At 73.5% G+C, this 11,953-nt stretch carries 12 protein-coding genes; 6 read left to right on the top strand and 6 right to left on the bottom strand.

The window, feature by feature from the left end:
* The first annotated feature begins 6 nt into the window (after positions 1–6).
* Entirely contained in the window at positions 7–270 is a 264-nt protein-coding gene (locus tag ACQ393_RS15255) for a DUF2530 domain-containing protein (RefSeq protein WP_430647725.1), read from the top strand.
* Positions 271–289: 19 nt separating this feature from the next.
* Here the strand turns inward: ACQ393_RS15255 and ACQ393_RS15250 are convergent, their stop codons facing one another.
* Both ACQ393_RS15250 and ACQ393_RS15245 read right to left on the bottom strand, forming a co-directional pair.
* Positions 290–979 carry a DUF3027 domain-containing protein gene (locus ACQ393_RS15250; RefSeq protein WP_430647724.1) on the bottom strand — a complete coding sequence of 230 codons (690 nt, stop codon included), beginning with the start codon at positions 977–979 and terminating at the stop codon, positions 290–292.
* Complete coding sequence (locus tag ACQ393_RS15245; RefSeq protein WP_129234506.1) at positions 972–1,352, bottom strand: cold-shock protein; 381 nt, start codon at positions 1,350–1,352, stop codon at positions 972–974. The genes ACQ393_RS15250 and ACQ393_RS15245 overlap by 8 nt, the downstream gene beginning before the upstream one ends.
* 109 nt (positions 1,353–1,461) lie before the next feature.
* On the opposite strand from ACQ393_RS15245, the gene ACQ393_RS15240 reads away from it, so the two are divergent.
* The 3 genes from ACQ393_RS15240 (at position 1,462) to ACQ393_RS15230 (ending at position 5,376) form a co-directional block, all read left to right on the top strand.
* A complete protein-coding gene (locus ACQ393_RS15240) occupies positions 1,462–1,737 on the top strand; it encodes a hypothetical protein (protein WP_430647723.1) in 276 nt (91 codons plus the stop codon).
* A gap of 5 nt (positions 1,738–1,742) precedes the next feature.
* Complete coding sequence (locus ACQ393_RS15235) at positions 1,743–3,620, top strand: helicase-associated domain-containing protein (RefSeq protein WP_430647722.1); 1,878 nt, start codon at positions 1,743–1,745, stop codon at positions 3,618–3,620.
* A 115-nt stretch (positions 3,621–3,735) separates the two neighbouring features.
* Positions 3,736–5,376, top strand: a complete 1,641-nt coding sequence (locus tag ACQ393_RS15230; RefSeq protein WP_430647721.1) for a DNA repair helicase XPB — start codon at positions 3,736–3,738, stop codon at positions 5,374–5,376.
* 11 nt (positions 5,377–5,387) lie between these two features.
* Here ACQ393_RS15230 and ACQ393_RS15225 read toward each other — a convergent pair whose 3' ends face one another.
* The 4 genes from ACQ393_RS15225 to ACQ393_RS15210 all read right to left on the bottom strand — a co-directional run bounded on the left by ACQ393_RS15225 (position 5,388) and on the right by ACQ393_RS15210 (position 9,094).
* Positions 5,388–6,119, bottom strand: a complete 732-nt coding sequence (locus ACQ393_RS15225) for a Pr6Pr family membrane protein (protein WP_430647720.1) — start codon at positions 6,117–6,119, stop codon at positions 5,388–5,390.
* Positions 6,120–6,195: 76 nt separating this feature from the next.
* Positions 6,196–6,981 (bottom strand): dihydrofolate reductase family protein, encoded by a 786-nt coding sequence (locus ACQ393_RS15220; protein WP_430647719.1) that lies wholly within the window; start codon positions 6,979–6,981, stop codon positions 6,196–6,198.
* Positions 6,978–7,799, bottom strand: coding sequence for a dihydropteroate synthase (gene folP, locus ACQ393_RS15215; protein ID WP_430647768.1), 822 nt, complete (start codon positions 7,797–7,799; stop codon positions 6,978–6,980). The genes ACQ393_RS15220 and folP overlap by 4 nt, the downstream gene beginning before the upstream one ends.
* 59 nt (positions 7,800–7,858) lie before the next feature.
* Positions 7,859–9,094, bottom strand: a complete 1,236-nt coding sequence (locus ACQ393_RS15210) for an NAD(P)/FAD-dependent oxidoreductase (RefSeq protein ID WP_430647718.1) — start codon at positions 9,092–9,094, stop codon at positions 7,859–7,861.
* A gap of 112 nt (positions 9,095–9,206) precedes the next feature.
* On the opposite strand from ACQ393_RS15210, the gene ACQ393_RS15205 reads away from it, so the two are divergent.
* Together ACQ393_RS15205 and ACQ393_RS15200 are read left to right on the top strand one after the other, a co-directional pair.
* A complete protein-coding gene (locus tag ACQ393_RS15205; protein ID WP_155053295.1) occupies positions 9,207–9,896 on the top strand; it encodes a response regulator transcription factor in 690 nt (229 codons plus the stop codon).
* A 41-nt stretch (positions 9,897–9,937) separates the two neighbouring features.
* Positions 9,938–11,800 carry a sensor histidine kinase gene (locus ACQ393_RS15200; RefSeq protein ID WP_430647717.1) on the top strand — a complete coding sequence of 621 codons (1,863 nt, stop codon included), beginning with the start codon at positions 9,938–9,940 and terminating at the stop codon, positions 11,798–11,800.
* Positions 11,801–11,953 lie beyond the last annotated feature (153 nt).

Below are 11,953 nucleotides of genomic sequence, written 5' to 3'. Positions count from 1 at the left end.
ACGGCCATGCGGCTGTGGCTGTCCGAGTCCGAACGGCGTCCCGATCCGGCGCCCGCCCGCGCCGATGCGCGGAAGGCGCTGCTCGCCGGCACCATCGGCTGGCTGCTCGCGCTCGTGCTCGCCGCGGCGTTCGCCGAGCCCCTCGCGGAGGCGGGGTTCTCGTGGTTCGTCACCGCGGCCGCGGTCGGCGTCGGGCTCGGCCTCGTGGGGCTGCTCGTGGTGCAGCTCCGACGCCGTCGGGACCGGCCGGGACCGTCGGACCGTCGCTGAGGGCGCGGGCTCCGGCGACCTAGTCGATGCGGCGCTCCGACTCGTCGGGGCCGTCCGCGTCGCCGGACCCGTCCGCATCCTCGGACCCGTCCGCATCCTCGGACCCGTCCGCATCCTCGGAACCATCCGCGCCGTCGGCCTCGTCCGCCTCGTCGAGCGCGTCGATGTCGATGCCGTCGAACGCGTCGTCGCCGGTGTCGTCGTCGTCGCCGTAACCGTCGTCGGCCTCGTCGAGGTCGTCATCCGGCTCGTCGTCGTCGGCGTCGTCGGCGAACTCGTCGCCGGCGTCGCCCGCGTCCGGCCCCTCCGCGTCGAGCTCCTCGTCGTCGGCCTCCGCCTCAGCGGCGGCGGCCTGTGCGGCGCGGTACTCCGCGAGCCGCTCCGACCACGGCACCCACTCCGGCGCGAGCAGGGCGCGCTCGCCCGGGAGCAGCTCGGTCTCGAGCACGGTCGGCTCGGCGCCCTCGACGCGGGCCAGCGTCACCGACCAGTGCCACCCCGGGTATCCGGACAGGTCGGCGGCGAAGTGCAGCGAGAGCACGTGCTCGTCCTCGGCGACGTGGCCGATCACCGATCCGACGGTCTGCGGCGGGGTCACCTCGAGCAGCGCGCCGCGCGCCAGGGCGACGGCCGAGAGCAGCACCTCGTCCGCGATGACGGGGACCGGCGCAGCGGAGCCCGCCCCCTCGCCCTGCTCCGCGTCAGGCATCCAGCTCGTCCGCGACCTTGCGCAGCAGGGCTGCGATCTTGCGGCTGTGCGCGTTGTCGGGATACCGCCCGCGCTTCAGGTTCGCCCCGATGCCGTCGAGCACCTTGACGAGGTCCTCGACGATGACCGCCATGTCGTCGGCCGGCTTGCGGTGCATGCGGGCCAGGCTCGGCGGCGCGTCGAGCACGCGGACGGAGAGCGCCTGGGCGCCGCGCTTGCCCTGCGCGATCCCGAACTCGAGCCGGGTGCCCGATCGCACGGTCGCGCCCGCGGGAAGTGCCGAGGCGTGGAGGAAGACCTCCTGGCCGTCATCGCCGCTGATGAAGCCGAACCCCTTCTCCTCGTCGTAGAACTTGACCTTGCCGGTGGGCATCGATGGATCTCCCGCTGTCTCGATGGGCGCGCCGGAACCACGGCGGCCTCGACTCCCAGTCTACGGTCCGGCATCCCCCCGGATCGGCCGTGGGGCCTATTCTGGGAGCGTGAGCAATCAGGGCCCGATCACCGACCATCGCCTCGAGCGCATCCTCGCCTACATGGTCGCCGCGACGGTCGGGCTCTCGATCATCGCGTTCTTCGCGGTCATGATCGGCACGCTCGCGGGGGTCGGCGCCGACGACGGCTTCAGCCAGGGCGTCTGGCCCTTCGTGCTCATGCTCCCGCTCATCGGCCTGCCGCTCGGCTTCGTGCTCCTCATCGCGCTGCTCATCGTCAACGGCGTGCGCCGATCGCGGGAGTCCCGGCAGGGCGCGGACTGACGGCCATGCTGGTGCTCGCCGCGAGCCTCCGCGCGATCCCGCGCGAGCGACTCGCGGCTGCGCTGGCGATCCGCGAACTCGATCACCAGGGCGTCCGCGACCTCTTCGACCTCGCCGAGGCGCTGACCACGCCCGACTCGATCGACCACGCGGTCGACCGGCTCGAGCGGCCGTCGCTCGCCGTCCTCGCCGCGGCCGCCGCGACGAGCGACGACGTCGGCTGGACCGGGCTCGAGCGCCTCGTCGACGAGCTCCGCCGCCTCGGCGCCGACGACCTGGCCGATCGCGTGGCCGCGGATCCGGCGGAGGTGCTCGGCGGCCTCGAGGCGCGGCTGCTCCTCCTCCGCGAGGGCGAGGATCGCATCCACGTGCCGCCGGAGGTCGGCGCGCGGCTGCGCGCGCGACTCGACGACGACCTGCCGGGCCTCGAGTCGCTCGCGGCGCATGCGCCGCCGGTCGCGCTGCCCGGCGAACGGCCCGACACGGGCTTCCTCGAGCGGCGCGCCGCCGAGACGGCGTACGGCACCGTCGCCGCGACCGCCGAACTGCTCTCGGGCCTGGCGGTGCAGCCGGCCCGCGAGCTCGCGAAGGGCGGGTTCGCGCTGCCCGACGCGAAGCGGCTGGCCGAGGCGGCCGGCGTCGAACTCGACGAGTTCCCGCGACTGGTCCGCCGCGCGGTCGAATCGGGGCTCATCGTGCGCGACGGCCCGGTCTGGCTCGAATCCGACGCGGGTGCGGAGTGGATCCTGCTCGGCGCAGGTGCCAGGTGGACTCGGCTCGCGGAGGCCTGGCGCGACCGCATCCCGGGGCCGCTGCGCGACCTGGTCGTCCGCCGCAGCGAGGCGCTGAGCTCCGCCTCGATCCGCGACGACGTCGCGTGGTACTACCCGGGCGGCGGCGCCTGGCTGCGCGACGGCATGGACCGTCTCCTCGAGGACGCCGAGGCGCTCGGCCTCGCGGTCGCGGGCGAACCGCTCGAGACCGCTTCGCTCGTGCTCGCGGGCGACCTCGCCGCGGCCGCCGGCCGGCTCGCGCGCCACTTCCCCGCGCAGGTGGACCGGGTCTACGTCCAGCACGACCTCACCATCGTCTCCCCGGGCCCGCTCGAACCCTCGCTCGACGCGCGACTGCGCGCGTTCGCCGAGGTGGAGGGCCGCGACCTCGCATCGAGCTATCGCGTGACCGCGGCATCCGTCAACCGCGCCCTCGCCGCCGGCGACACCGAAGACGGCATCCGGGCCTTCCTCGAGCGGATCTCGCTGACCGGCATCCCGCAGCCGCTCGCCTACCTGCTGAGCGAGTCGGCGGCCCGGTTCGGCGCCGTACGGGTCGGCGCCGCGGATCCGTCCGAGGCTCCGGCCCGGGCCTCCGTCCGGTCCGACGACGCGCAGCTCGTGGGCACGCTCCTCGTGGACCAGACGCTCTCGTCGCTCGGCCTCCGGCAGGCCGGCTCGCACCGGCTGCTCTCCCGGTTCCCGCCCGACGTGGTCTTCTGGGCCCTGAGCGACGCCCGGTACCCGGTCGCCGCGGAGGACTCGGAGGGGCGCATCGTGCGCCTCCGGCGCCACCACGTCGGCCATGCCGCCGCACCGGCCCCGCGCACGGATCCGATCGCGGCGCTCCTCGACCGGCTCGCGGAGGCCGACGCCGGCGGTGGAACCGAGCAGGCCTGGCTCGCGCGGCAGCTCGAGGCGGCGGCCCGCGCGAAGGAGACGCTCACGGTCACCGTCCGGATGCCGGGCGGCGACACGGCCGACTACCTCCTCGCGCCGGCGAGCGTCGCGAACGGGAGGCTGCGCGCCCGGGATCGCAAGTCGGACATCGAGCGGACGCTCCCGATCTCCGCGATCGCGGCCGTCGCGCCCGCTCCCGCGGGCAGCTGACCGCGACCGCCCGGAGCCCCCGGCCGAGCGCACGCGGCCGCCGTCGAGACCCGCGGCCCGCGGCATCCGACCCCTCGGGGCCGACGCCCGGGAAGCCGGGATAGACTGGTCCGCTATGTCAGACGGCCCCCTCATCGTCCAGAGCGATCGCACCGTGCTCCTCGAGGTGGCGAACCCGCTCGCCGAGGACGCACGGCACGACCTCGCCATCTTCGCCGAGCTCGAGCGCGCACCCGAGCACATCCACACGTACCGCATCACGCGGCTCGGCCTGTGGAACGCGCGCGCCGCGGGGCACACGGCCGACGACATGCTCGGCACGCTCGAGCGCTACGCGAAGTTCCCGGTGCCGCAGACCGTGGCCGTCGACATGCGCGAGACCGTCGACCGCTACGGCCGGCTCGTGGTCGACCGCACCGACGACGGCGCACTGCGACTGCGCAGCGACGACCTGGCGGTGCTCACCGAGGTGGCCGGGGCGAAGCGCGTCGCACCGCTGCTCACCGAGCGGCTCGACGACACCAGCTTCCTCGTCGAGCCGTGGGCCCGCGGCCAGCTCAAGCAGGAGCTCGTCCGCCTCGGGTGGCCCGCCGAGGACCTCGCCGGCTACACGCCGGGGACGCCGCACGAGATCGACCTCGAACAGGACGGCTGGCACCTCCGCGACTACCAGCAGAAGGCGGTCGACAACTTCTTCGAGGGCGGTTCCGGGGTCGTGGTGCTCCCCTGCGGCGCCGGCAAGACCCTCGTCGGCGCGGGCGCGATGGCGACCGCGAAGACGACCACGCTCATCCTCGTGACGAACACCGTGAGCGCGCGCCAGTGGCGTGACGAGCTGCTGCGCCGCACGAGCCTGACGCCCGAGGAGATCGGCGAGTACTCCGGCCAGACCAAGGAGGTCAAGCCGGTCACGATCGCGACCTACCAGATCCTCACCGCGAAGCGGAAGGGCGAGTACGCCCACCTCGCGCTCCTCGACGCGCTCGACTGGGGCCTCGTGGTCTACGACGAGGTGCACCTGCTGCCCGCGCCGGTGTTCAAGCTCACCGCCGAGCTGCAGGCGCGCCGCCGCCTCGGCCTGACGGCGACGCTCGTCCGGGAGGACGGGCGCGAGGGCGACGTCTTCTCGCTCATCGGCCCGAAGCGCTTCGACGCGCCGTGGAAGGAGATCGAGGCGCAGGGCTTCATCTCCCCCGCCGCGTGCTACGAGGTGCGCATCGACCTGCCGCAGTCCGAGCGGCTGGCGTACGCGGCATCCGCCGACGACGAGCGCTACCGACTCGCCGCCACCGCGCCGGCGAAGCTCGGCGTCGTGAAGGAGCTCGTCGCCCGGCACGCGGGCGAGCGCATCCTCGTGATCGGCCAGTACCTCGACCAGATCGAGGAGCTGGCCGACGCGCTCGACGCGCCGCAGCTGACCGGCGCGACGCCGGTCGACGAGCGCGAGCGGCTCTTCCAGGAGTTCCGCGACGGCACGACACCGGTGCTGGTGGTGTCGAAGGTCGCGAACTTCTCGGTCGACCTGCCCGAGGCGACCGTGGCGATCCAGGTCTCCGGGTCGTTCGGCTCGCGGCAGGAGGAGGCGCAGCGCCTCGGCCGCCTGCTGCGTCCCAAGGAGTCGGGCCTGTCGGCGAACTTCTACACGCTCGTCGCGCGCGACACGGTCGACCAGGACTTCGCGCTGAACCGCCAGCGCTTCCTCGCCGAGCAGGGCTACAGCTACACGATCCTCGACGCGCACGCGCTCGCGGCCTGAGGCGACGGGCGTCAGTCAGCGGATGTCGCGGCGCGGCGCCGCACGCGCCGCGACCGGTCGCCGAGCCACCACGCGAGCCGGTCGAGCCCCATGACGACGACCCCGAGCACGGCGATGTACGCCACGACCTCGAGCATCTCCACGAACGATCCGAGCGCGCCGAGGGCGTCGGTGTCGAGGAACGGGTACGGGAACCGGTCGGGCACCTCGGGCAGGGCGAGCGCGCGCCAGAGGAAGATCAGCCCGTAGGCGGTGGGGTAGACGAGCCACCACGCGGCATCCCGCCACCGGACGACGCGGTGCGGACCGAACGCGACCCAGTCCACGAGCACCATCACCGGCACGACGTAGTGCATGGCGAAGATCGCGCGTTCGGCGAGCCGGTCGGTCGGGTCGGTGACGAACAGGCCGGGGATCGGGTTCTCGAAGTGGTTGAGCAGCACGTGCGAGACGACCATGGTGGTGAGGATCCAGGTCGTCACGCCGCCCCGGAGCACCGGCGCCGGCGGAGCGGCCGCGCCGCGGCGTACCATCCAGTACAGCGCGCCGGCGAAGTAGGCGAAGACGATCACGTTGCTCTGGGTCGTGAAGTAGGCCAGGCGCCGCTCGCCCGCGACGAGTCCCCAGAGGACCACGACGACGATCGCCGCCCGCCACCAGAACGCGGGCGTCGCCCAGACGTTCACGCGCGGCTCGGCCTCGACGTCGTCGTGCACCCTCGCATTGGCCGCGTCCACGCCCACCCGATCACCTCTCCTCGTCCACGAGCGGGCGCGTCGTGCACCGCAGGCCGAGGGTAGGCGGCGCGTCCTGACCCTGTCAATCCACGCCCTGCACCGACGCGTCCGGCGCGAACGCGTCCCGCGCCGATCGCACGAACAGCATGCGCTCGCCCAGGATGGCGTGCACGAACCGCATGTCGCGCGGCGCCTCGGTCCCGGACACCACGATGCGCCCCGCCTCGCCCCCGACGACCAGCGGACCGATCGACACGCAGAGCTCGTCCACCAGGTCGGCGGCCGCCAGCGCGCCGAGCAGGCGCGGCCCGCCCTCCGAGAGCACCGACCGCATGCCGCGTGCGGCGAGTTCCGCGAGGGCGGACGGCAGGTCGACGTCGTCGTGGCCGGCGACGATGACGTCGGCGACCCCGGCGAGCGCGGCACGCCGGTCGGGCGGCGCCGAACGACTGGTGAGGACGACGGGTCGTTCGAGGGCCCGGGCGAAGAACGGATGGTCCGGCCCGAGGCCGAGCCCGGTCGACACGAGCGCGAAGCGGGGCTGCGGAGCCCTGCCGCGTGCCGCCCGCCACGCGGCATCCTCGGCCACGACCGCGGCGCCGCCGTAGCCCTCGGCGCGGACGGTGCCCGCCCCGACCACGACGACGTCGGCATGCGAGCGCAGCACCGACATGAGCCGCTGGTCCTCCGGGTCGCCGAGCCCGCCGCTCCGGCCGGCGAGCGTCGCCGCGCCGTCGAGGCTCGAGACCATGTTCACCCGGCAGAAGGTGCCGCGGCGCGGCCCCGAGTCGACGACGTCGACGGCGTACGCGGCGTGCATCCGGTCCGCGTCGAAGGGCGGCATCACCGCCGCGAAGGCCGGGGTCACGGAGCTTCCTCCGGCCGGACGTTGTGCTCGAGGAAGGCGGGCTCGCGCCATCCCTCGATCGCCTCGACCATCCGCACGGCGTCGACCGTCTCGCGCACGTTGTGCACGCGCACGATCCGCGCCCCCCGGCCGATGCAGTAGACGGCCGCCGCGAGCGACCCCGCCAGGCGGCCGCGTCGATCGCGGCGCCCGAGGCTCTCCCCCACGAAGTCCTTGTTCGAGAGCGCGACGAGCAGCGGCGGCCCGACGGCCGCGATCTCGTCGAGGCGGCGGGTGAGCTCGAGCGAGTGCAGCGTGTTCTTGTTGAGGTCGTGGCCCGGGTCGATGACGATGCGCTCGTCGGGCACGCCGTGCGCCTTCGCGAGCGCGATCCGCTCGCGGAGGAACGATGCGACCTCGGCGACGACGTCGTCGTACCGCGGCATCGGGTGGGGCGTGCGCGGCGCGGCGAGGCTGTGCGTGATGACGATCGTCGCCTCGCTGTCGGCGACGACGTCGGCCATGGCGGGATCGTGGATCCCCGTCGTGTCGTTGATGACGTGCGCGCCCGCGGCGATCGCGCGGCGCGCCACCTCGGGGTGGAACGTGTCGACCGAGACCACGGCTCCCGATCCGGCGAGCGCGGCGACCACGGGCACCACGCGGTCCGCCTCCTCGTCCACTGGGATCGCGGGGCCGGGCGCGAACTTCGCGCCGCCGATGTCGACCCAGTCGGCGCCGTCCGCCACGGCGGCGCGGGCGGCGGCCACGGCGCGGTCGAGGGCGAACGTCTCGCCCCGGTCGTAGAAGGAGTCGGGCGTGCGGTTGACGATCGCCATGACGGCGACCTGCCGCCCGAAGTCGAACTCGCGCGGTCCGATGCGTCGGGTGAGACCGCTCACGCCGTCGCGCCGATCTCGGGGATGGGGACGCCGGGGTCGGCGAGCGCGGCGGGGTCGACCGGCACGCGGGACCGGATGAGCCGTTGCACCTCGTCGTTGACGTCCCAGACGTTCACGTTCATGCCGGCGACGACGCGCCCCTCGAGCAGCCGGAACGCGATGCACTCCCGCCGGGCCAGGTCGCCGCGCACGACGAGCTCGGCCCGCTCGGCGAGCTCGCCGTATCCCGAGTACTCCATGCCGAGGTCGTACTGGTCGGTGAAGAAGTACGGGATCTCGTCGTACTCCAGTTGCTCGCCCGCGAGCACCCGGCCCACCGCGCGGCCCGACGCGTCGGCGTTGTCCCAGTGCTCGACGCGGAGCCGGTGCCCGAGTGTGGGGTTGAACACGTTCGCGACGTCGCCCGCGGCGAAGACGCCGTCGGCGCTGGTGCGGAACGAGGCATCCGTCACGATGCCGTCGTCGACCGTGAGGCGAGCGGATGTCGCGAGCTCGACGTTCGGCGTCGCGCCGATGCCGACGACCACGAGGTCGGCCGGCAGCCGCTCGCCCGTCGCGAGCACGACCCCGCGCACGCGACCTCGCTCGCCCTCGATCGCGGAGACCGAGACCTCGGTGCGGAGCCCGACGCCGTGTTCGCGGTGCAGCTCGGCGAACATGTCGCCGAGCTCGCGCCCGACGGCCTTCTCCAGGGGGGCTTCGCCACGCCCGAGCACGGCGACCTCGTTGCCGTACGTCCGCGCCGCCGCGGCGACCTCGAGGCCGATCCAGCTCGAGCCGATCACGACCACGCGCCGGTCGCCGGCGCGGAGCGCGGTCCGCAGGCGGGTCGAGTCCGGCAGCGACCGCAGCAGGTGGACGCCGCGGAGTCCTGCGCCGGGACCGTCGAACGGCCGCGGCGACGCGCCGGTGGCGAGCAGCAGGCGGTCCCACGCGAGCTCGCCGGCGTCGGTCGCGAGCGTCCGGGCCTCGGTGTCCAGCTGCGTGGCGCGCACGCCGCGTCGCACGTCGACGTCGTGGTCGCGGTACCAGGCCGCATCCAGCGGGTACACGGCGCTCGACGGCTCGTCGCCCGCGAGGTAGCCCTTGGACAGCGGCGGCCGCTCGTACGGCAGGCGCGGCTCCTCGGCGACCACCACGATCTCGTCGTCGACGCCCTGCTCGCGCATCGACTCGACCGCTCGCGCCGCGGTGAGGCCCCCGCCGACGACCACCACTCGTTCGCGTGCCATGCCGCGAGTCTTTCACGCCGCCCGGCGGGCCGGGACGGCTCATGGCATCCGTTCGCAGCGCGTTCGAGCAATTCCCAGCCAAGTTCCAGCCCACGCGCAGCAGAATCGTTGCATGAGTGACGGACCTCGCATCCTCATCGTCGACGACGAGCCCAACATCCGCGACCTGCTGACGACGAGCCTGCGGTTCGCCGGCTTCGCGGTGCGTGCAGTGGCCAACGGCGCGCAGACCATCTCGGCCGTGCTCGAGGAGGAGCCAGACCTGATCATCCTCGACGTCATGCTGCCCGACATGAACGGCTTCGGCGTCACCAAGCGCCTGCGGTCGGCCGGGTACACCGCCCCGATCCTCTTCCTCACCGCGAAGGACGACACGGAGGACAAGATCACCGGCCTCACGGTCGGCGGCGACGACTACGTCACCAAGCCCTTCAGCCTCGACGAGATCGTCGCGCGCATCCGCGCCATCCTGCGTCGCACCATGCACGCCGAGGAGGACGCGGTGATCCGCACCGGCGAGCTCACCATGGACCAGGACACGCACGAGGTGCTCGTGGGCGACGTGCCCGTCGAGCTCTCCCCCACCGAGTTCAAGCTGCTCCGCTACCTGATGCTGAACCCCAACCGGGTGCTCTCCAAGGCGCAGATCCTCGACCACGTGTGGGAGTACGACTTCAACGGCGACGCGGGCATCGTCGAGAGCTACATCTCGTACCTGCGCCGCAAGCTCGACCAGCACTCGTCCGAGCCGCTCATCCAGACCAAGCGCGGCTTCGGCTACATGCTGAAGTCGAAGTCGTAGTCCAGCACCGGTACAGGGAGCGTCCGTAGACTCGGCCCGCCATGCACCAGACCCTCGCCGACCGGTGGAGCCGGATCTCGCTCCGGACGAAGATCACGGGCGTCACCGTCCTCATGCTGACGCTCGGGCTCCTCGTCTCCGGCATCGGCACGGCGGCGATGCTCCGGTCGTACGTGGAGTCGCAGCTCGAGACCAAGCTCGAGTCGATCGCGTCGAGCAACATCGGCGATTACCTGTCGCGCAGCGACGCCGACGCCACCGGGTCCGACGGCGGGGCGTTCGACCTCGACGCCTCGGACGATGTCTTCGTCGCGGTGTACGACGCGAACTCCGGCCGCTTCCTGACGCACAACTGGGGAACCCGTGATCCCGGTGTCTTCCCGCTGATCCCGAAGCACTTGTCGCAGGCCGACGTCTACGCGCAGAACGTCGGCGGCGGCTACCGGGTGTTCTCCCTGCCCGACGCCAACGGCGACCTCACGTTCCGTGGCGTCTACGCGGTCATGTACGCCGATGAGCAGGGCAACCTCGCGCCCATCCTCATCGCCATCTCGTCGAAGGACACCGAGCGGCTGCTCGCGGCCTACCTCACGATCTTCCTCGGCTTCGGCATCGGCGTGGTGCTCGTCGGCGCCCTTCTCACGCGGATGCTCGTGACGACGACGTTCACCCCGCTCCGCGAGGTCGAGGCGACGGCCGCGGCGATCGCCGACGGCGACTTCAGCCAGCGTCTCGGCGGCGCCACGCCGAACACCGAGGTCGGGCGCCTGAACCGGTCCCTCAACACGATGCTCAATCGGATCGACCGGGCGTTCCGCGATCGGGCCCGCACGATCGACCAGATGCGGCGATTCGTCGGCGACGCGTCGCACGAGCTGCGGACCCCGCTCGTGTCGGTCCGCGGCTACGCCGAGCTCTACCGCATGGGCGCCCTGCAGGGGCCCGACGACGTCGCGCAGGCGATGGATCGCATCGAGAAGGAGGCCATCCGCATGGGCGGCCTCGTCGAGGACCTGCTCGCGCTCGCCCGGCTCGACGAGGCGAAGCCGCTCGACCTCACCGAGGTCGACCTCGTGCCGCTGGCCCGCGATGCGGCCCTCGACGCGATGGCGGCGAACCCGGGACGCACGGTGACGGTCATCGCGCCCGAGGCGATCCCGACGGGCTCCACGGAGGTGGTCCCGGCCGAGGTCGAGGTCGACCTGGACCCGGCGAACGCGCGTTCGACGTCCGGGCCGATGGCCTTCGCGGGCGCGACCCTGGCACGGCTTCGCGGACGGCGCGCCGGGGACGGCGGCGATGAGGGCGTCGCCCCGACGCGCCCCGCGCGGCGCGGCGGCCGGGGCGGCGCGGGCGCTCGCGCGGGTCGCGGTGGGCAGGCGCGCGGCGGTGCGGCGGCGGATGTCGCGACCACGACGCGCGCCGGAGGAGGCGGTGACGCCGAGTCGGCGGCCCCCGGCGCGGGCGGGCCCACCGCCGGAGCCGCGGCCGAGGGCGTTCCCGTGCGCCGCGCGATCGTGCTCGCCGAGGAGAACAAGATCCGCCAGGTGATCACGAACCTCATGGGCAACGCGATCCGCTTCACGCCCGTCGAGAGCCCCATCGAGATCCGGGTCTCGGTCGACGACGACGCCGAGCGCGCCCTGCTCGAGATCGTCGACCACGGCGAGGGCATCCCGCCGCAGATCCGGGAGAAGATCTTCCAGCGCTTCTGGCGCGCCGACACCTCGCGCACGCGCGAGACCGGGGGGTCCGGCCTGGGACTCGCGATCGTGTCGTCGATCGTGTCCGCGCACAACGGGCACGTGGACGTCGTGGAGACGCCCGGCGGCGGGGCGACGTTCCGCGTCGCGCTCCCGCTGGCGGGCTCGAGCGCCGCTCCGCAGCCGGTCGCGCACGGCTGAGCCGCCGCGCTCGAGGCGCGTCGTGCGCCGCGGCCGCTCGGGGAGCGCGTCGGCGGCGGCTCGGCGCTCGCGTCGGCCCCGGCGACCCGGCACGTCCTCCACAGCCGCGCCCGCGGCGCTGACCTCCTCGTGGAACGCCGGCGACTCGTTCGC

Source organism: Agromyces sp. GXS1127 (assembly GCF_050565425.1).
Classification (GTDB): Bacteria; Actinomycetota; Actinomycetes; order Actinomycetales; family Microbacteriaceae; genus Agromyces.
This window is presented reverse-complemented; position numbering and strand designations above follow the sequence as displayed.

Excerpts from the sequence above, each read along its gene's own strand:
- ACQ393_RS15235 (WP_430647722.1), top strand. The coding sequence starts at position 1,743 with ATGCTGGTGCTCGCCGCGAGCCTCCGCGCGATCCCGCGCGAGCGACTC.
- folP (WP_430647768.1), bottom strand. The coding sequence starts at position 7,799 with ATGGCGATCGTCAACCGCACGCCCGACTCCTTCTACGACCGGGGCGAG.
- ACQ393_RS15205 (WP_155053295.1), top strand. The coding sequence starts at position 9,207 with ATGAGTGACGGACCTCGCATCCTCATCGTCGACGACGAGCCCAACATC.
- ACQ393_RS15250 (WP_430647724.1), bottom strand. The coding sequence starts at position 979 with ATGCCTGACGCGGAGCAGGGCGAGGGGGCGGGCTCCGCTGCGCCGGTC.
- ACQ393_RS15200 (WP_430647717.1), top strand. The coding sequence starts at position 9,938 with ATGCACCAGACCCTCGCCGACCGGTGGAGCCGGATCTCGCTCCGGACG.
- ACQ393_RS15245 (WP_129234506.1), bottom strand. The coding sequence starts at position 1,352 with ATGCCCACCGGCAAGGTCAAGTTCTACGACGAGGAGAAGGGGTTCGGC.
- ACQ393_RS15255 (WP_430647725.1), top strand. The coding sequence starts at position 7 with ATGCGGCTGTGGCTGTCCGAGTCCGAACGGCGTCCCGATCCGGCGCCC.
- ACQ393_RS15230 (WP_430647721.1), top strand. The coding sequence starts at position 3,736 with ATGTCAGACGGCCCCCTCATCGTCCAGAGCGATCGCACCGTGCTCCTC.
- ACQ393_RS15210 (WP_430647718.1), bottom strand. The coding sequence starts at position 9,094 with ATGGCACGCGAACGAGTGGTGGTCGTCGGCGGGGGCCTCACCGCGGCG.